This window comes from Desemzia sp. AGC72, assembly GCF_057334175.1.
The window spans coordinates 408,803-427,329 of the sequence record NZ_JBHFIG010000021.1 but is presented as its reverse complement, the minus strand read 5'-3'; the positions used below and the strand labels follow the sequence as shown (position 1 = coordinate 427,329).

At 31.5% G+C, this 18,527-nt stretch carries 31 protein-coding genes and 2 pseudogenes; 29 read left to right on the top strand and 4 right to left on the bottom strand.

Annotation, left to right across the window (positions count from 1 at the left end; all coding sequences use genetic code 11):
* Positions 1–55 precede the first annotated feature (55 nt).
* Positions 56–967 carry a hypothetical protein gene (locus tag ACE025_RS11145; protein ID WP_485939801.1) on the top strand — a complete coding sequence of 304 codons (912 nt, stop codon included), beginning with the start codon at positions 56–58 and terminating at the stop codon, positions 965–967.
* A gap of 125 nt (positions 968–1,092) precedes the next feature.
* A complete protein-coding gene (locus tag ACE025_RS11140; RefSeq protein WP_485939799.1) occupies positions 1,093–1,635 on the top strand; it encodes a hypothetical protein in 543 nt (180 codons plus the stop codon).
* Between the two features lie 701 nt (positions 1,636–2,336).
* Here the strand turns inward: ACE025_RS11140 and ACE025_RS11135 are convergent.
* Positions 2,337–3,059 carry an NADPH-dependent F420 reductase gene (locus ACE025_RS11135; RefSeq protein ID WP_485939797.1) on the bottom strand — a complete coding sequence of 241 codons (723 nt, stop codon included), beginning with the start codon at positions 3,057–3,059 and terminating at the stop codon, positions 2,337–2,339.
* Positions 3,060–3,299: 240 nt separating this feature from the next.
* On the opposite strand from ACE025_RS11135, the gene ACE025_RS11130 reads away from it, so the two are divergent.
* Both ACE025_RS11130 and ACE025_RS11125 read left to right on the top strand, forming a co-directional pair.
* The gene (locus tag ACE025_RS11130) at positions 3,300–3,659 is read left to right on the top strand and encodes a winged helix-turn-helix transcriptional regulator (protein ID WP_485939795.1); all 360 of its coding nucleotides are present in this window, start codon (positions 3,300–3,302) and stop codon (positions 3,657–3,659) included.
* A 47-nt stretch (positions 3,660–3,706) separates the two neighbouring features.
* The gene (locus tag ACE025_RS11125; RefSeq protein ID WP_485939794.1) at positions 3,707–3,985 is read left to right on the top strand and encodes a DUF1905 domain-containing protein; all 279 of its coding nucleotides are present in this window, start codon (positions 3,707–3,709) and stop codon (positions 3,983–3,985) included.
* A gap of 75 nt (positions 3,986–4,060) precedes the next feature.
* On the opposite strand, the gene ACE025_RS11120 is transcribed toward ACE025_RS11125, so the two are convergent.
* Together ACE025_RS11120 and ACE025_RS11115 are read right to left on the bottom strand one after the other, a co-directional pair.
* Complete coding sequence (locus ACE025_RS11120) at positions 4,061–4,135, bottom strand: lipoprotein (protein WP_485940101.1); 75 nt, start codon at positions 4,133–4,135, stop codon at positions 4,061–4,063.
* A gap of 75 nt (positions 4,136–4,210) precedes the next feature.
* The gene (locus ACE025_RS11115; protein WP_485939792.1) at positions 4,211–5,074 is read right to left on the bottom strand and encodes a hypothetical protein; all 864 of its coding nucleotides are present in this window, start codon (positions 5,072–5,074) and stop codon (positions 4,211–4,213) included.
* A gap of 213 nt (positions 5,075–5,287) precedes the next feature.
* Here ACE025_RS11115 and ACE025_RS11110 point away from each other — a divergent pair, with 213 nt between their 5' ends.
* Positions 5,288–5,728: a LytTR family DNA-binding domain-containing protein gene (locus tag ACE025_RS11110; RefSeq protein WP_485939790.1), complete on the top strand. Its 441-nt coding sequence runs from the start codon at positions 5,288–5,290 to the stop codon at positions 5,726–5,728.
* A 496-nt stretch (positions 5,729–6,224) separates the two neighbouring features.
* Here the strand turns inward: ACE025_RS11110 and ACE025_RS11105 are convergent.
* Positions 6,225–6,419, bottom strand: a pseudogene (locus tag ACE025_RS11105) (hypothetical protein); the annotation flags it as partial.
* Between the two features lie 151 nt (positions 6,420–6,570).
* On the opposite strand from ACE025_RS11105, the gene ACE025_RS11100 reads away from it, so the two are divergent.
* The 24 genes and pseudogenes from ACE025_RS11100 to ACE025_RS10985 all read left to right on the top strand — a co-directional run bounded on the left by ACE025_RS11100 (position 6,571) and on the right by ACE025_RS10985 (position 18,521).
* Positions 6,571–6,990 (top strand): MarR family winged helix-turn-helix transcriptional regulator, encoded by a 420-nt coding sequence (locus tag ACE025_RS11100; protein ID WP_485939788.1) that lies wholly within the window; start codon positions 6,571–6,573, stop codon positions 6,988–6,990.
* 2 nt (positions 6,991–6,992) lie between these two features.
* Complete coding sequence (locus ACE025_RS11095; protein WP_485939786.1) at positions 6,993–7,622, top strand: nitroreductase family protein; 630 nt, start codon at positions 6,993–6,995, stop codon at positions 7,620–7,622.
* Positions 7,623–7,639: 17 nt separating this feature from the next.
* Complete coding sequence (locus tag ACE025_RS11090) at positions 7,640–7,927, top strand: putative quinol monooxygenase (protein WP_485939784.1); 288 nt, start codon at positions 7,640–7,642, stop codon at positions 7,925–7,927.
* Positions 7,928–7,930: 3 nt separating this feature from the next.
* On the top strand, positions 7,931–8,290 hold the full coding sequence (locus ACE025_RS11085; protein ID WP_485939783.1) for a DUF1304 domain-containing protein: 360 nt from the start codon (positions 7,931–7,933) through the stop codon (positions 8,288–8,290).
* A 609-nt stretch (positions 8,291–8,899) separates the two neighbouring features.
* Positions 8,900–9,262: a hypothetical protein gene (locus tag ACE025_RS11080; protein WP_485939781.1), complete on the top strand. Its 363-nt coding sequence runs from the start codon at positions 8,900–8,902 to the stop codon at positions 9,260–9,262.
* Positions 9,263–9,320: 58 nt separating this feature from the next.
* A complete protein-coding gene (locus ACE025_RS11075) occupies positions 9,321–9,515 on the top strand; it encodes a hypothetical protein (RefSeq protein WP_092480010.1) in 195 nt (64 codons plus the stop codon).
* Positions 9,516–9,662: 147 nt separating this feature from the next.
* Positions 9,663–9,947, top strand: coding sequence for a DUF5316 family protein (locus ACE025_RS11070; RefSeq protein ID WP_485939780.1), 285 nt, complete (start codon positions 9,663–9,665; stop codon positions 9,945–9,947).
* Positions 9,948–10,172: 225 nt separating this feature from the next.
* A complete protein-coding gene (locus ACE025_RS11065) occupies positions 10,173–10,370 on the top strand; it encodes a helix-turn-helix transcriptional regulator (protein WP_092480012.1) in 198 nt (65 codons plus the stop codon).
* Between the two features lie 32 nt (positions 10,371–10,402).
* Positions 10,403–10,600: a hypothetical protein gene (locus ACE025_RS11060; RefSeq protein WP_485939778.1), complete on the top strand. Its 198-nt coding sequence runs from the start codon at positions 10,403–10,405 to the stop codon at positions 10,598–10,600.
* A gap of 66 nt (positions 10,601–10,666) precedes the next feature.
* Positions 10,667–10,819, top strand: a complete 153-nt coding sequence (locus ACE025_RS11055; protein ID WP_485939777.1) for a hypothetical protein — start codon at positions 10,667–10,669, stop codon at positions 10,817–10,819.
* Positions 10,820–10,847: 28 nt separating this feature from the next.
* A complete protein-coding gene (locus tag ACE025_RS11050; RefSeq protein WP_485939776.1) occupies positions 10,848–11,288 on the top strand; it encodes a hypothetical protein in 441 nt (146 codons plus the stop codon).
* Positions 11,289–11,396: 108 nt separating this feature from the next.
* Positions 11,397–11,777, top strand: a complete 381-nt coding sequence (locus ACE025_RS11045) for a hypothetical protein (RefSeq protein ID WP_485939774.1) — start codon at positions 11,397–11,399, stop codon at positions 11,775–11,777.
* Positions 11,778–11,987: 210 nt separating this feature from the next.
* A complete protein-coding gene (locus ACE025_RS11040) occupies positions 11,988–12,353 on the top strand; it encodes a hypothetical protein (protein WP_485939772.1) in 366 nt (121 codons plus the stop codon).
* Positions 12,354–12,577: 224 nt separating this feature from the next.
* Positions 12,578–13,102 carry an SF0329 family protein gene (locus ACE025_RS11035; protein WP_485939770.1) on the top strand — a complete coding sequence of 175 codons (525 nt, stop codon included), beginning with the start codon at positions 12,578–12,580 and terminating at the stop codon, positions 13,100–13,102.
* Positions 13,103–13,197: 95 nt separating this feature from the next.
* Positions 13,198–13,509, top strand: a pseudogene (locus tag ACE025_RS11030) (NUDIX hydrolase); the annotation flags it as partial.
* Between the two features lie 107 nt (positions 13,510–13,616).
* Positions 13,617–14,234, top strand: coding sequence for a hypothetical protein (locus ACE025_RS11025; protein WP_485939769.1), 618 nt, complete (start codon positions 13,617–13,619; stop codon positions 14,232–14,234).
* 130 nt (positions 14,235–14,364) lie between these two features.
* A complete protein-coding gene (locus ACE025_RS11020; RefSeq protein WP_485939768.1) occupies positions 14,365–14,568 on the top strand; it encodes a hypothetical protein in 204 nt (67 codons plus the stop codon).
* 105 nt (positions 14,569–14,673) lie between these two features.
* Positions 14,674–15,168 (top strand): NUDIX hydrolase, encoded by a 495-nt coding sequence (locus ACE025_RS11015; protein ID WP_485939767.1) that lies wholly within the window; start codon positions 14,674–14,676, stop codon positions 15,166–15,168.
* 48 nt (positions 15,169–15,216) lie between these two features.
* On the top strand, positions 15,217–15,552 hold the full coding sequence (locus ACE025_RS11010) for a hypothetical protein (protein WP_485939765.1): 336 nt from the start codon (positions 15,217–15,219) through the stop codon (positions 15,550–15,552).
* Between the two features lie 115 nt (positions 15,553–15,667).
* Entirely contained in the window at positions 15,668–16,063 is a 396-nt protein-coding gene (locus tag ACE025_RS11005) for a hypothetical protein (protein WP_485939764.1), read from the top strand.
* 45 nt (positions 16,064–16,108) lie between these two features.
* The gene (locus ACE025_RS11000) at positions 16,109–16,444 is read left to right on the top strand and encodes a hypothetical protein (protein ID WP_485939762.1); all 336 of its coding nucleotides are present in this window, start codon (positions 16,109–16,111) and stop codon (positions 16,442–16,444) included.
* Between the two features lie 248 nt (positions 16,445–16,692).
* Positions 16,693–17,586 (top strand): SDR family oxidoreductase, encoded by an 894-nt coding sequence (locus tag ACE025_RS10995; RefSeq protein WP_485939760.1) that lies wholly within the window; start codon positions 16,693–16,695, stop codon positions 17,584–17,586.
* 206 nt (positions 17,587–17,792) lie between these two features.
* Positions 17,793–17,978 (top strand): hypothetical protein, encoded by a 186-nt coding sequence (locus tag ACE025_RS10990; RefSeq protein ID WP_485939758.1) that lies wholly within the window; start codon positions 17,793–17,795, stop codon positions 17,976–17,978.
* Between the two features lie 276 nt (positions 17,979–18,254).
* Complete coding sequence (locus ACE025_RS10985) at positions 18,255–18,521, top strand: hypothetical protein (RefSeq protein WP_485939756.1); 267 nt, start codon at positions 18,255–18,257, stop codon at positions 18,519–18,521.
* The last annotated feature ends 6 nt before the right edge of the window (positions 18,522–18,527 follow it).

The following is an 18,527-nucleotide window of genomic DNA, read 5'->3' as shown; positions in this document are numbered from 1 at the left end:
TTTACATAGTTGTATTACGATTTACTAAAGATTATATAGAGAGGATAATTTTATAATGAATAAATTTAATAATACTGAATATAAAATTTTAGTTACGGATTTGATTGGTGATATATTTTATGTTGAAACTTCTTTTAGAGGTAAAATTTCTTTCATCAGACAGTATGCAGAAGTAATTATGCGAAAATTATTAGATTTGGATCAACAAAAAAGAGTAACTTTAGGACAAAACGATATTAAAATTAAACTAAGTACGTTGAATAACCATCATTTTATCGAAAATGCATCAAAAGTTATCAATAAACATGGAAGTAATTCCACTCATACTCAATTTATAGATGACGTATCAAGAGATGATTTTGATACTATGGTGGATAAGCTATTTGATATGTTAGCTTTTTTACTTATAAATTATTTTGAAAAACATGAATTTGGTTCAAAAAATGAAGTAATGTCTTCATTTTCCTTACTTCCTCCAATAATTAGATATAAAGTTTTAATTTTTTTATATGAAAAGTATCCTAATAATATTTCGATTATAGACAAATTAGTTTTAGTAATCATAAAAGCATATAACGTTGATGAAGCAATTAGATGGGTTGAAGAAAAAAAAGATATACTAATAAAAATGGAACTTAAATCAGAAAAAGAGTTTAATGAAATGGCAGAAAAACGAGGTATAGAATGGGCTATATTATTACAAAGCATTGGACATTCTAATATGTACGACTTATGCAAAGATAAAATTTCTAAAGTAGGTAATGCTATTGCCTTGAACGGTACTCTATATTCTGACTTTGAGAGTGCCCTGTCATACTATCAAAAAAATGGAATATTATTGAGCAATGAACCAGAACTAGAAGAATTTAATGATATTATGAATTTTTTGTACCTTGGAAGAAAAGAAAAATTAAAAGAATTATCTACTGAAAAAAAACCGTATGTTGTTACTGACTTTATTTTTTAAATTGATTTAGCGCTTTAATTACTACTTAAATAAAACTTTAAAAAGCATTCTTTATCAAATTAAACATAACACAAATTAAGAAACTATCCGCCGGATAACTAAATAATACAGAGGAGGTATATGTCATGAGTGAAAATATAGAAAAACAAGATAGTATAGAGCAAAAAAGTTTGAGTTTTGTAAAGAATAATTTACATAAAGAAGCTTGTTTTGGCTTATCAGATCAGCAATTTATCCAACTAAAAAGATGGCTAGAGAGTGCCCGATTGAACACATATAGCACTAAATTTCCAGACATTTTATTTGATAACGGATTTATAGAGCACTTTGGAGTTACTTCTTCTTCTGAGAATAAAAAGGGAGCTCAGCAAATACGAGAATCAAACATTTTTAAAAAAAATAGCGAGGTCAATTTTTTAAAAAACTTAGACAATAATGAACAAGACGAATTAGTAAGTAACTCTTATTGTCGGCCGTTTGAACAACACTCCTATATAAATATCAAAAATTCGATACAAAAAAACTGGTTAAAGCATATAGAAAGTTACGATAAAAGTATGGATTCATTTGAACACCGTATTTTTTTACTTCAATATTTAGATGCTAATATTGAGACAGCAATAACAAAAAAAATGAGTGTTCAAAAATATTCGATTCATATAGGATAAGTGCAGATAAAAGTTTACTAGAGTGGATTTATAAATTCAAAGAAAAGATAGACTATTTAATCCTAATCAACCCAATATCTTTCTCTTTAGAAGTCATTAAAATAAAAAACATTCCAGAACTTCTTGATAAAGAAATAGAAGGTATATATGCACCTACCATCGGCTTTGAATCTCACAAATTTCACGGTGTAAAATTCCCTTTCTAGTCTATATAGACTAGAAAGGAATACTCTTTATTTAGATAGTGAAATTTAAAAATCAAATTAATTATAAAAATAGAACCTTGATTAAACAAGATTCTTAATACATATTTTTAAGCAATTTCGTGTATTCAAAACAAATTAACGTACTCATTTGAGTGCGTGTCGGAAATTTAAAAGATACGTATTCACGTCGATTAAATATCTAGCATCGGGGGGGTTACTCGGTTGATAATGACGCAAAAGAAATTATTATTTGGTCAGCTTGGACGTACTACGAAAGATAGCAACACACTTTTTTTAAAGTATGTTGCTATCTTTTTATGTCTAAAATGATGAGACAAGAAACTCTTAGCAAAAAAGGGTCCTACATACATGATTTTAGATAGAATCGTGTATGGAAAAAATCAGCAAACCTAATTTAGATTTGCTGATTTTTTATTCTATTCTATTCTAAAAAAGAAAAATTAAAGTAGAAAGGAAATTCATTCTGTAACTAGCCTATGAGTTGTAGATTTCTCTATTTAAGTTTACGATGTCTGAGTGAGTAAAGTCAGGTGAAAAGTTTTCCATTGCTTTATCTCTTAACAAAGGTGCTTTTTCTTTATTTGCTTTTTTTAAGGCGTCTATTAACTCATCTTTTGTTAATTCTGTGCAGTAAGCAGAGTTCCCAGGTTGTTGTCTCCATGACTCACTTAAAGAGCCACTATCTACTGAATCAAAACCTAAATCATTTACTAATCCCATGACTAGTTGTTTTTGTGATAGGTCATCACCAGAAACCGTCATTGCGATACGGCCATTAGTACCTTCTGGGGTTCCTTTATTTTCCAAAGTATAAGCTAATTGATTGTTGATAGCTTTAATGACAGGTCTACCTAACATTTTTGAAACCCAAATACTTTCAACCATTCCATTTTCGACTTCTTCAATTTTACTATCTCTAAATGGATAGTAATTTGACGTGTCTACAACAATTACGTTTTTAGCAACTTGATCGATAATGCTCCGAATGCTCGGCATTACATGAGAAGGGAGAGAAATAATAAGAATATCAATATTTTTTATCACATCTTCTACAATCACGGTCGTTCCTGCAATTTCTTTTCCTGCCATATTCTCTAATCCAAGAGTATCTGAAATTTTAACATCATGACCTTTATTTACTAATTTTTTAGCAATAGTTGCACCTATTGGTCCTGCACCGATTATTCCAATTTTCATTGTGTTCCTCCTAAAATTAATTTTCTTCGCTTATGATCTAATAACAACTATAAAATAGTTCCATTACTTAATCATAAAATTAGCTACACCTTTTTTAGTGTAAATTAATGTTATGAAGAGGTAGTTGCTTATTTTAATCACAAATACTATACTAGACGCATTACTCTAAAAATAGAAGTAGGCAATAAAAAAAGATGTAGTACATTTTTTTGTACTAAAGAGCAGAAATGGGATGTAAGTATGGCTAGAATATGTAAGGACGGATTTGAAAAAGAATTTATTAATGAGCATAGAGATGTTTATGGCATTGCGTATACTCAAAATATCCTTTCTGGACGTTGGAAATATATTATTCTTTGGTTTTTAAAAACTAAAGAAAGACGTTACAGTGAAATCAAAGCTTTTCTATGGGATATATCACAAGGATCGCTTACAAAACAATTGCGTGAATTAGAAGCAGATGGATTAATTAAACGGGAAGTTTTCCCTGAAGTACCTCCACGTGTGGAATATTCATTAACCACAAAAGGACGTGAATTTATTCCAGTAATTGATATTATGGAAAATTTTGGTAAAAAGTACGGTGAGAAATCTCAGTAAAGTAATAGATAGCAGTTATAAAGTTAATGAGAAATGGGGCTAAACAAATGATCAAAATAATTGACAATCAGAAGCTTGAATTACATTATAAAGAGGGATTCGGATCATGGACCTATCACCTTAGACTTCCAGGAACGGCTGACATTAAAGGGAAATGGGGACATTTAAAAGTATCTGGTACAATTGACAATTTTGAAGTCAAAAACATTTATTTGGCTCCAAGGAAAGATGAAGATAAGATTATTTCAATCAATAAGGAAATTAGAGATGCAATTGGGAAAAACGGTGGAGATATAGTAACGGTAACTTTATATTTACATGATTGAATTTATTCATTAAATTCAATCTCTTTTTTTTTAGATATGACTTTTGCGTAAATATGAGCAATCTAACATATGAAATTACATAGATTCATGTATAGAAGAACAGCCTGCTAATAAAAAGAACAGAGAAAATAGTAACGTGATTTTTTTCATGTGAGAGCCTCCGCATCTAGTTTTTGTAAATAAAGATGAATTATAACAAACACTATATTAATTAATAAATCGTTTTTATTTTAAAGTTTTACTAGATAAAAAGTCTGTATCTATCCCCATTGACGCTTTATTATAGTCAACAATACTTGTTTCTTTTCTGGCAGACATTGAGTGGTTAGTGCCATTGACTTCTTTTACAAATTCATCTTCTACAAGCGAGTAGACAAGTATATTTTCTTCATTGACCTTCAGCAGCACCTTTTTACTTGTATAATCTGTCCTCTTTTTTGTATCAATTGCTTTCTTCAAGGAAGAGAGAGAGCTATCATCTGTGTTACCAGAGGATAGTTTTTTCAATTCTATTTCAATTTCTTCTATTTCTTCATCCATTACAGAATTACGGTAATCTTCAGTATAAGTAAGTTCATATACAGTGTGATCCTCTTCAGTATAAGTTTCTATAGATTCAATATCACTCACTAAAAAATCTTCATTTATCAAATCTTCTAAGTAGAGAGGATGGAGAGCACTTTCTTCAGCTACAACATGCCACTCAGGTACTGTCTGTTCTTCAATGTATTCATTTTTTTCATTCACTACGCCAAATCGTTGATACATTTTTCCTTTTGTTTGAATTTCTTCCAAAAGAGTTTGAACGTTACTGCCTAATTGACCTAATTTGGATTTTGTAGACCAGATATCTTCATTTTCTAGCTGAATAAAAGTTCCTTCACCTTGTAACGTAGTGAGCTCCTGTTCTAAATCATTTGAAAAGGTAAATACATACTCTCCATTTTCAAGTTCAGCAGTTTTTTGGCTGGCATTTTCAATAACCGATAAAGCATCTTCTTTCTCTTTAGTAGCTGATGGTGCAGTACAACCGGTCAAAAGCAGAATAGTCAGAACCGAAACTGTTTTTAATGCCGTTACAACCTTCATATTTATCCCTCCAAGGATGATGATATCTACTGTTATTTATTTTGATTAACAAGTGAATTGTATCATCCTTTTTAAGAAAGCGCTTTAAAATTTATGAGAATTTTTATTTTTATGTAACTAAGTAAGCTATAAATGCAGGATACAGAAATTAGATTGAATCATCATAGACTACTCCTGTAAACTAAATTTAAATAATCAGAAAGGAGAACTTACATGAAAATAATTTTAAAAGAAGACAAAAGTTTAACAGAGTCTATTATTGATATTACTTACAATATTTTCGATCAAAGAATAAAAAGGGTAGTGGAGTTAGTAAAAACAAATGGGGTTCAACTGAAGGGAGAAAAAGAGGGCAGTATACACTTGATGCCTAGTTCAGACATTTACCATATTGAAAGCGTCGATAATGTCTCGTTTCTGTATTCCGAACTAGATATTTTTGAAAGCCGAGAAAAATTATACTCTTTAAACAATCAGCTAAAGAATACCTCATTTACCCAAATCAACAAGAGTACTATTTTAAATATGGATTATTTAAAGAGTGTAAGTTCGTTATCTAATTATCGGTTAGAAGCCCAACTGGATAACGGTGAAAAAATAATTATCAGTCGACATTATATGAAGAATGTAAAACAATATTTAGAAATCCAATGAAGGGTGGGTTAGCCATGAAACAATTTTTTTCCGCAAATTTAAACAACATGACCTTTATTTTCTCATTTATTATCTTAATGAATGCCATACTTGGTAATTTAGGAGACTTTAATAAGCTAATCTTGTATTTAGCAGCTGTCACTTTAATTCTCACTATTCTTTCGTACGGCATCTCCTATATTGATTTTCATTTAGAATGGACCTATCATATTGTTCAATTGAGTTTTCTATTTAGTGCATTTCTACTAATGGGATATATAACGAAACTAATATCATTTTCTCTCGAGAATATCTTAGTGAATGGTATTGTATTCTCAATCGTATACTTTTTAACTGTCAGACTAAGAAAACAGCAGCTCAATCAATTGTCGGATGCCATAAATGAACAATTAGGAGATAGAAAGTAATTATTTCAATAGATGACTAGTTGCTTACTATAGAAAAATAGTAGGCAATTAGTTATTTTATTATTAATATTTTTTGATTTAAATATATTTTAGAGGAGAAAATCAAGAGTATAAAATATTTTATGTAAATAACTCGTCCTTGTGCAAAATAATGAGTTACTCATTAAAAACATTGAAGATAATTTCTGAAAATCTTTATAGCTTCTGTTTTCAAAATTTTGATTATATGTTTCAAAGATGGATACCAGGAAAAACTTTAATGTTTCTTCATTTTGAAACTGCTTTTAGACGGATGTATGTTTCGATTTACTTATTTTGTATGTCTAACTTAATTTGATAAACGAAATCTTTATTGTTTACAAAATGATTTTTTTGGATTATCATTGACTAGTCAATCGTTGACGCGTCAACAATACCCTGGAAAGGAGGTATATTTTGAATCTTAGAGAATTTAGTGGTCTTCTTTATCAGATAAAGATTGCTAACCAAGAAATGACATCCAGATTTGAGGAAGTAACAGGATTTAGCTTGACCAGATATGAATTAATGATGCTTCTTAATGAAACAGGAAAATGCTCACAAAAGCAAATACAGCATAAGCTACGAATAGATAGTGCTGCTGTAACGAGACATTTAAAAGTTCTAGAAGAAAAAGAATATGTAATTCGAGAAAGAAATAAAGAAAATAATCGAGAAATTTTCGTAGAAATTACTGAGAAAGCAAAAAAAGATCTTGAAATCTGTGAAAAAGAACATGATGAACTACAAAATCCTTTATATCATCTACTTAGTTCGGCAGAAGGAGAACAGTTACAACTATTGCTTAAAAAATTAATCAAACAAGAAGAGGTTTAAAAATGACATTAAATAATGATTTTTCAGATATCGCTTATAATAGAAAATCTATCAGATTGTACGATGAGAGTGTCAAAATTTCTAAAGAAGAAATGCTTGAAATGATCCAGAAATCAACTGTAGCACCGTCGTCAGTAAATATGCAGCCTTGGCGTTTCGTAGTCGTCGAGAGTGCTGAAGAAAAACAAAAATTGAAACCATTAATTCGTTTCAATACAAGACAAAATGACACATCTTCAGCAATGATACTTATATTTGGAGATATGGAATGTTATGAGTATGGGGAAGCGATTTATAATCAGGCAGTAATTGAAGGTAAAATGTCTCCAAAAGTGAGAGATGAGCAATTAGATGCAATCATCCCTTATTACAAAAATTTCACTAGAGAAGAAATGAATGATGTCGTAAAAATTGATTCTAGTTTAGCTGCTATGCAATTTATGTTAGTTGCACGTGCTCATGGATATGATACGAACCCTATTGGTGGATTTGAAGCCGATGAATTAGCAGAAGCATTTGGCTTGAATAAAGAACGTTATGTACCTGTCATGATTCTATCCATTGGTAAAGCATTAGAGGAAGGATACAATTCTATTCGACTAGATGCAAAAGAATTTACTACTTTTAAATAAGAGAGGACGTTTATCAAATGAAAGTTATTAATGCCTCATTTTTTATCAAAGGGAATCAACGCGAGAATTTTCTATCAGACACCAAAGAATTAATTTCAGAAACTAGAAAAGAAGAAGGCTGTTTAGCCTACAATCTTTACGAATCATTAGAAGAAAGAAATACATTCATTATGGTAGAAAATTGGAAGGATCAATTTGCAATTGATATCCATAATCAAAATCCTTTACTACAAAATTTTTTTAGTAAAGTAGCTGATTACAGCATAAAAGCACCAGAATTAAGAATTTTCGAATTAGAAGACTAAATGATGACTATATGGTCTATTATTTTAACAGTAGTCGTTGCTATTGAGTTTTTTTATATCATGTATATCCAAACAATTATTACAACTTCTAGCAAGACAAGTTCTATATTCAATATTGATCAGAAAGAATTAAGTCAAAAGTCACTTAATGTGTTACTCAAAAACCAAGGAATATATAATGGATTAATTGGATTAGGATTGCTCTATGGTGCATTTTTATCGACGAATTCTCTTGAAGTCACAAGATTACTATTAATTTACATTATAATTGTTGCTTCATATGGTAGTGTCACAAGTAGTAAAAAAATTATTTTTACACAAGGTGGCCCAGCTCTAGTAGCCTTAATTTCAACACTCTTCTAATTTTATAATTATGCTGCTGTGAAAGCTCTAGTGTAAAAAATTCCGTATTATAAATATACAATATACCGCGATGTAGTCCCTTAATATAAACTAAAACTAGTTAACTTGGGATTGGTTTCAAAGGTAATAAAAAAGAGGATTAAATAGAAGACTAAGAAGCTGATTCCAGTGCTGTACTGGTGTCAGTTTTTTTTATTTCCATTACCCCCTTCATTAAGTGTAGTATTGTATATAGTTTTATCAATATAAGTCTTTAATTCTATTAAATTACTGTAATTATTCTAAGAAAATTTATCTTTAAACTAACCAAATGGCTAATCCTATTATGCAGATAGTTCGCCTTTAAAAGTATGTACACAGCAGATAGAAGCAGCGGCAACACCAAAGTCACTTTTCTTAACAATTAAACAAACATATGTAATTTATATATCTTTTTAGTCAAAACACGAGTATAGTTGAGTTAATAAAAAAGGTGTTTTTAAATTTAATCTTTTGAAAATAAGGATAAGAATGAATTTTACAGCAAGTGGTAGTTACTACTGTAGTCATGAGGAGATGATTATTATAAAACGTATAAATGTAATCGCTATTTTTTTAGGAGGTATTCTTTTGTTTACATTAGGACATTTTTCTACATACACGTTTGAGGAGCCCGGTCCGAACTTAAGAGGAAATTATCAAGCCGGTGGAGGTGCTGCTTACGGACCTGGGAGTTATCAATTGATTTTTCATGAGGGAAAGCTTTACGAGTACTTTGATGACGAGTACACAGATACCGGAGAATATGTAGAAATTGAAGACAAAGTTTATGCATTAACCAGTGAAACGATAGAAGATTATATTGTCCTGCAAGAGGATGACAGTTTTTATTTTCAGCCTGAAATAGGTGCAGACAAACCAGTTTATCACATGATTTCGGTCAGTAAGGTACCAACCTTTAATACTATGGATTACACTTCCGATACGGACTAACTTTCATAAGTTTGTTGTGCTACTATTGTAGTAGTTATTATAGGAGGAGGCAGACAAAGTGTTTTTTGAACTTTTATTGATAGTAGGAGTGTTAACGATCCCGATTTGGGGAGTTGTCTTTTGCCTTAATCTGATTTCCATTATAGAAAAAATTCAGTATAAAAAAGATTTTACAAAAAATAAAGTATGGTTTACTATCTCATTTGTTATTATGGTCTCAACCATTACGTATGGTCTTGTAGCAAGTAGTTGATCAACACCAGCATGGATTCATCATTTTATTTTCTTACATATTCATTGTGTTTGTCTGATTCAAATTCCCTTCTTCTTAAAAGGGGGCTAAGTTTCTTAAAGTGATGTATAGCGCTTGTATTTAAAATAAAAGAGAAGAGGGATATACATGAAAAAGGGATACTTATTGGTCGGTTCAATTGGATTAATTTTGTTGAGTTACTTGGGGAGTATGTTATTCGATTATTCTTTTTATGCAGCCGTTCAGTGGATCGCTGGAGCTTTGACAATCGTGGCGATCATTTTATCAGGCGCTTTAGCAAATGGCGACCGGGTAAGGTCTAATTATGCAACTAATCAAGAACGGACGAAAACAGGCATTTTTACTGGATGGAATATTTTAATTTTTGCGATTCCGTTTTATTTAGTCATGATGTATATTGAGTTGTTTTAGGGAAGTCAACAGTATAAGAGAAGTTCATTAGAGAGCAGCAGTCATTCTGGGACTGTTGCTCTTTTAATTTAGTAAGTATTTTACTGTATTTTTTTGAAGACCATGAACAACTCAATGAAGAAAAATCTTTTATTGAGAAATGAAAAAAGGTTATACTTTTTATAAAAACTGTATGTTATAATTGTCTAAATGTAAAATATAGTTGTCATTAAAAGGAGCAGATATATGGCTAAAAACATTCGATTAAAGACAGCTCGTACACAAAAAGACCTCTCCCAAGAACAACTAGCAGATGCAGTGGATGTCACTAGGCAGACGATCAGTGCTATTGAAAGAGGAGATTATAATCCAACGATCAACTTATGCATCAAGATTTGCAAAGTACTGGGTGTAACATTAAATGATTTATTCTGGGAGGAATAATAGTGAAAAAATATGATGAATATCAAATTTTCATGAAGTACAAGTGCGCTAACCATTCTTTTAATCTTCTTACTGGTCTACTGTTGGTGAATGCTTTCTTAGGAGTGCGATTAGGTTCCCGATGGGAATGGGGAACAATGAAAGAGGTAGAGGTTTTAGTCATCGTGCTTATTTCTTCGGTATTTAATACCATCATTAGTGTTTATCACAATGCCTGGTACACAAAATAGAATGAAAAACGAGGGTATATGTGGACCTTTTTGATTGGAGGGGTTTTAAATCTAATACTTACTATAATGTATTATATTTCTGAGCCCAATAGTCTTTTGATTGATGGCAAAATTGGATTTGAAGTTTTCAAACTAATGCCTGCTTTATTAGGGTTATCCGTTTCTATTCCTTATTTCATTCGTGAAGGCAAAGAAAAATGGATGGAAAAGAACGAGTAATAATCACTCACCTGGAGGGGGAATAAAGATGAAGGATTACGATGAGTATCAAAAAATAATGCGATATAAATATGGATACTATTCCTTTATATTGCTGTTAGTTCTTTTAATGCTTGATGATTTTATCTTAAACGATTTTTTGAGTTTTCAATGGGCTGAAACTCAAGAATTAGAGACGTTATTTATCATGGGACTAGTTCTACTAATTTTCAACGGGTTTACTATTTATCACAATGCTCATTTTAGTAGAAAAGAGAATGCGAAGTGGTATTTATTATTGGATATTTTAACAGGGATAATTTACACGACAATGTTTTTTCCAATTCCTACTAGTAATCCAAAAAATCTATTGATCAATGGGAAATTAACATACAGTTCTTTTTTCATTCTGATAGGACTAACTTTTTTTATTAGACCTGTTGTTTATATAATCAGGAAAGGACTCGAGAAACTGAGAGATAAAGAGTAACTTAGAAAAACAGTTACTCTATTTTCAAGTGTTGAACGTCAAGTCACTTTTCTTAAAAGCGTTTATACAATCATTTTAAATTCGTATCAATTTTGGGAGGGTAATTGAATGTCCATTAAAATCATCAGAAATACCGGATTTACGGGTATGGCAGTTCGTTTTGCTATAAAAGTAAATGGGAAAAAAGTTGCTAAAATTTCTCATCAGGAATCTTTGGAATTACAGTTTGTAGAGAAAGACGCGTTGCTAAAAGTATCGCAACTTGGGATTACAAGTAACGAGCTAAAAGTTAGTGATGGCGATATCATTGAAATTAAAACTGGAAAATGGACTTATATTGGCATCTTTCTATTGTTTTTCAGCATATTCCTAAGTTCGTTGAATGTGCACCCTATATATGAAATAGCCGCCCTAGTTGCCGCTATTACGATAATAATTCTCACTCTTTCTTTCCTTAACGGTTTTAAATTGAGAAAAACAAATCAATGAAAAATAATTTTTTATTGAATACATATAAAAAACAATCATTCAAATTATGAATGGTTGTTTTTGGTTTTGTTTGTGTGGGCATTTAATTTGCATAGGTTACCATTCAAACACTTTTAATAAATTTAGTTTTTTATATAAATTGTTATTTTACTTTCTTTCAACTAAGGTATAATGGTGTTGTGAACGTTATCACAGAAAGTGGTGTTCAAGATGAGTAATAGAGACCATCAAAGTAAATACGATAAAGAGAATAACATTTCCAGTTCTATGTATGACAGAGTAAATGTAAGTCAGACATCGGGTAATACAAATACTAATCGTACTACTGGCAGCATGAACAACAGTGACGAAAAAACACCAGATCCTTCTTCATTTTCTACCACACTGTTTAATTATATATTTCGCTTAGTATTTACTTTAGGTTACATTTTTATTGGACTATGGGTCTTTAAGGATTACTTTTATGGAGAGGGCATTGATCAATTGCTGCCTTCAGTAATTTTACTATTTGCTTCAATCATTTTAGGCTTTATCTCTACAAAAATGATTCAAAAAGCAGTTTATAATAATAAATAGAATGGAGTGTCGATTGATGAAAAATCTTTTGAAACGATTCTGGAATCATATGACTCAACTTAGCTCAGTCATATGGGCATTCATGTATTCTTTTTTTACCTATTTTATAAGCAGCCCCAGCACAAAATACTTAAGTTTTGTTTTTCTGGCTATTGCCACTGTTTTTTTAGTAGGAATGATTTATCAAAAGAAAAAGAATCCTACTATTTAGAGGAGGGAATGAAATGCCCGAACAGCAGTGGAGTAAGATAAGAAAAAGGTTAGAAAATTTAATCTGTGAATCCTTAAGAGGGCGCGTTAAATTCACGGTAACAAATTATCGAAAGACTCATGATCAAATGGGGAGAGCTTTCATTTCTGTCGACAAAAATGAAGTGTTCAATATGTGTACTTTAACCTCAAATAATGCGCTTTTTGAAAAAGAAGAAGAACTTCTGAATGATCTCCAACTGAAATATGACGTGTTTAATGAAGAACAAAACTTCAGTATTCAAGATAAAGCTCATGAAATAATCACGACAGAAGGAACTTTTGCTCAATATGATTTTTTTGAAGCTGTAGAACAATATCTCAATTCTTCTATTGAAGTATCCTTGCAGTCAAATCATATCATCATTAAGATATTATCTTTGATTGATCGAAGAGTTGGGAAAAGAACGTTAATAAGAATAAAAGAATCTATTCAACAAGAACATAAGATAGTTCAGTTTTTTTATAAATTGAGGTGTGAAGCAGAGAGAATTGGTTAATGGAGAATATATTCACTCGAGTACTCATAAAAGACGAAATGAACAGCATTTTGGTTTTACAAGGCAGAGAGGATATCTAGAACTTTCCAGGTGGAAAATTAGAGTTAGGGGAGTCACCTAAGGAATGCGCCGTAAGAGAAGTCCAAGAAGAAACCGGGATAAGAGTTCTTCGCCTTACTGAACTATTTCATAAAGACTTAGTTTTTGATGGCATACCATGGATGGGACATTTTTATGTTGCAGATTTAGTCAGCGGTGTTCCAACCATGAATGAACCAGATAAGATAAAAGGAATATGCTTCATAAACAGTCTTGATGTAGTTAAATTTCCTACAGAGCTAGTTCCAATCAATACTTTATTACTTGAAAATCCTTTATTGTACATGAGTCCAACAGTTTGGAACTAATATTTTGATTATTTAATCTTAATAACTCAAATAGGGGAAAATCATGAAGAACTACTATACTAAGAAAAAGCATAAAAATACTTTTGGTTTTGTTTTTTTGTATACTAGTGATTTTTGCAGTTGGAAGCATCTTTACATATTTTTCACTGTCATTTGATACACTCAAAAATCCAGAACAGCATGAAGAAGACAACGTTTCAGTAAGTAAATCGGATAGTACGAATTCAGAAAATTTTACGGATCCTGTATCTCAAGAAAAGGTTACTCTGATTACTGAACCAGGTTTCGATGCATGGATTCGCAAAGTTTCAAAAATTCAACTACCAGACTATCAATTAGATCCCGAATTGAGTAATTTAGGAAACTCAGTTACGGTTATAGATAAAAAATTATCTTTTAATAAAAGAGAATTTTTGACTTCTGATGGTGAACTCTCTTCAGGTTCAGATAAAGCAACGGAAAAAACCCTTACTTATGTAAACGGCACTAAGTATTTCACTATTTCTTTTATGCGCAATGAAGAAAACATCACCAATGATTTTCAAGGTTCGGACTGGTTATATTTCAGTCAAGACAACGTTTATTGTGTTCCATTTGTTATGACTTATAAAAATATGATTGTTTTAACGACTCTTCAAGACACAGCTTCACCTGTTGATTACGGTGAAGCAATTGATCTAAGTATATTGATAGTAGAAAAACTTGAACAAATTGAACAGTTTTAACCCAAGTTTTGATCCATCATTTAATATCTGGAAGATTGATCAAAAGTATTCTCAAGAGAGAGGCGTTTGAGTAATTTTGATATCTTGAGAAATTGCTGCAAAAGTATACAAATTAAAAGGAGATACGATGATGGAAAAAGAACTGATTGAGGTTTCCATAGTCTACAAAGATAATTTTAGGGAGACATACAGAATAAACCGCGACGAATTCAATATCGCTGATAGAGAAGTTAGGAACGAGAACCTTACTGAATTTCATATAGGAGAAAAAGTTTTTGTTAAAGAAGAGATTGCTCTAGTAGCTACTGATAATTGCACGATTCAATTTTATTGATGTAGAGCTCAGCTCTGTTAAAAATCGGTCATAGCCTATTTTTAACAACAAATACATGAACTTAAGTCAGTGGCTTTGAATTTATGATAAGAAAGGGTTATATGAATGTACAAAGCAGAGAAGTATCATCAACATATTGGAGTATACGGAGTTCATATAACTGAAGATAAGCTGTTTTGTATACGAAAAAATGCAGGACCTTATCAGAATCGATACGATTTGCCTGGTGGCAGTCAAGAGGACGGGGAAGGGTTGACGGAAACATTAACGAGAGAAGTTTTAGAAGAAACCGGACATAAAGTTTCGAAGTACGTAAACAATCGGATTTATGATAGTTTTGTTAAAAGTTCTCCTGAGTATACAACTCATCATATTTTTGCACTTTATGATATTCAATTATCTGAAAATGAAGGAAGTATTCCTGAAATAGTAGAAGATGGAAAAAATGATTCTAACGGTATAGAGTGGGTTCCTATAACAGAGTTAAATGCTGAGAATTCATCTCCCTTAATATTGAAAGTTTTGGACGAGGTACAAAAAGATAAAAAGGTATTAGAAAAAAGCATTTTTTTATCTTGGGAAGTAAAAGATAATTTTTAAATGTGAAGTAATCAAAAAATCTTACCCCTTAGTGTATAGGAGGACCCTATGGCAAATGGCATAATTAATATCGTTTTTAGTTTATTGATTTTAACCAAAATAATCGCATTGCTTGGATTTTTGATAAATAATGTCTCCTTTAAACTCACTTCTTTTTGGATTCCTGTAGAGATATTGGATAGATTAAACTGTTTCTCAAAAGAAAAACAGCAAAAAATAAAACGTATAATTTGTACTAGCCTTTTAATAGATATAGGTATTAGTTTATTAATGATCGTGATATTTCCAAAAGATATGACCACTGTAACATTACTCTTGTCGCTAGCTCTTTATTTGAATGGTATCGGTTTAGATAAGTACGCTCGGTCTATAACAGAAAAGTAAAGAATTTATCTGCACCTTAAATAGGACCCTTCTTAAAAAACACTCAATTTATTGAGCAAAATAACAAGGTTTATAGGCTGGATTTTAAACTAAAAATAGGGAGATGAAAATGTCTATGAAAAAAACAACTTTTTATGGTTTGTTTGCCTTCATACCAGCAATTTTAATGATTGGTTACCGATACTTTTTACAGGTAACAGAAGAAGCTTTTTTGAGAGGTAAGTTTATTTCAGAACCCTATGTTCAGGTGCTTTATACCTTAATTCCTACTTTCTTGGTTATGTTGCTAATCTTTATCGCGTTATATTCAGTAAAATACATGAGAGAAATGAATTTTCGTTTGATTGCTTTTGTTTGTTTCGCAATCTATTTGACATTGTCTGTCTCTCATTTATTCACACCAATTTTGATAGAAACTGTTTCAGGGATTAGATATCTTTTACAAGATTTTCCTAAATATGCGGGGTTTTATGGTGGGATTTTTGTATACTCTATATTCCATAAAAAATAAAGTTGATTAAAGAAACGTTATTTCTATTGAAAGGGAGGTGTTCATTTGGCAGAAGAAGTTGTTTATTTTGAAGTATTGAATGAGAAAGATTTACTAGAAGCGTTTCAACGCAAAGAAGACTACATATTGATTAAAGGTGAATACAATCAGGAAGTAAAAAGATTAGTAGACACCAAGTTGTCTGATGAGGAGCTATTAGGGCTTGAATTAGGTTCTTCAGGACTAATCTATATGTTTTCAGAATTGGTTTATAAATTATTAAACGCATTCAGCGATGAGCCAGAAACAAAGAGAACATTAGAATATGCTATTAGACAGTACAATGCAAAATTCGATGAAAAAAAGAGAATTATTTTGTATTTAAGACAGCTTGACTATTGATAAAACACATATATAGTAACAAATGAATGGAAAATGGAACTTTTTTATACTGAGATATAAGTTTAGTCTTATGTGAAATTACGAATGCTAGTGCAGCTGGATCATATAGAATAACACAAAACAATTTTCCTAAAATCGATGTTTGGGGAGAACTGTTTTTGTTGATAATGTGATGCGTATCAATAGCCATATAAAAATTATCTTGTTATCCTTATTTATGTAATCATAAAAAAGGGAGATGACTTTTGATGGAAAATTCACACTTAACAGATCCACGTAACAAGTATTATGCGGATAAATTTCCGGAACAAGAACAAAATACTCCGGCATTACAAAGTAAGATGGAGCCTAGACCAGACTGCGGTGAAGAATCGTATAAAGGGTATAACCGACTTGAAGGACGCAACGCTTTAATTACAGGAGGCGACTCAGGTATGGGACGAGCAGCTGCTATAGCTTATGCTCGAGAAGGTGCCAATGTGGCGATTCAATTCTTCCCAGGTGAAGAAGAAGACGCTAATGAAGTAAAAGAATTGATCGAAAAAGAAGGCAGAAAAGTATTACTATTGCCCTATGACTTGCGTGAAGATGGCGCAGCAACAGAAATCGTTGAAAAAACGGTTGAGGCTTTTGGCGGCTTAGATATATTAGTATTGAACGCTGCTCAGCAAATTGCTCGCCCTTCATTAAGCGATTTATCGATGAAACAAGTCCACGATACTTTCAAAGTAAATATCATTAGTATGTTTGAATCTGTAAAAGCTGCAGAAGAACATTTAAAACCAGGAAGTGCGATCATCACTACAACTTCCGTTCAATCATTTAATCCAAGCGAACCATTAATGGACTATGCGGCTACAAAAGGAGCAATCAGCAACTTTACAGTTTCCTTGTCTTCTTACTTTGCATCAAAAGGCGTGCGCGTCAATGGTGTAGCACCTGGTCCAATTTGGACACCGCTGCAATTGGACAATGGAAAACTAGAAGGGCAAGTTCCTGAATTTGGACAAAACAGCCCACTTGGACGTGCAGGACAACCTGTCGAATTAGCTCCAGTCTACGTTTTACTGGCATCAGATGAAGGAAGTTATATCACGGGTCAAATCTATGGTGTAACTGGTGGACAACCGATCGATTTATAAATTGAACATTTATTAGTGAAGAACCTGAAACAGTTTTGTTTCAGGTTCTTTTTTATGTATCGTTTGAAAATTTCTATATTATATTGCAACTAACTATAGTAAAAGGAGACAATGAGGTTTAAAATGATGGTAATAAATTACGATTATTATTTATACATATCAGCATACAGAAAAATTAATGATATTTCATAAATGGAGGTCACATGATGTCATTTAAAACGACTGTTCAAACAATACTCAATTTTTTAGCACTCGATATTATTTTTAATCCAATTGCAAATGCAGTTATTCCTATTAATGGAATAGGTGTCTTCTTGAGCTTTACTTATTGGGGAATATTAGCTCTTTTCGCATACATAGTAACTCTTTTCTTGAATAAACAAACACGATGATTCCTATAAAACGTACAAGTTTCATTAGCCAAATTAATCAGAAAAGAGGTTTTTTTAGTGGGAAAGAAAGTTATCAGTTTTATTCTGCGTATATTAATATTGGTTATTTTTTATATCTGGGCTTATGAACATTTATTGGATAGGTCTATGTCTGCTTTGTTTACCGTTATCGGGGTTGTAATAGTACCTGAAATAATTTTATTCTTGTGGAGATGGTTCAAAAAAATACGCGGTACTTCTGACGCAACTAAATAATGAAACGGAGACTATTTTAAAATGAAATCCACAAAACTGTATGTTAGTTTACGAGTAGCAATTTTTGTTTCGATGTTGTTGCTCTTGATTCCATATTCTATGCACAAGATAACTTTCAGTACTTGGCAAGTGTCAGCGTATATCCTGTTAGCTGGAAACTTTACTTTGATTGCTTTGAGACATTATAAAAATCCTGTTCAAGGGGCGAATTTTGCTGTCTTTTTCAATAGTTTAGTAGCTGTCTCTTTCTTAATTGCAGCTTTTTACTGGGCTGTTTTTGTTATTTGAAATAGG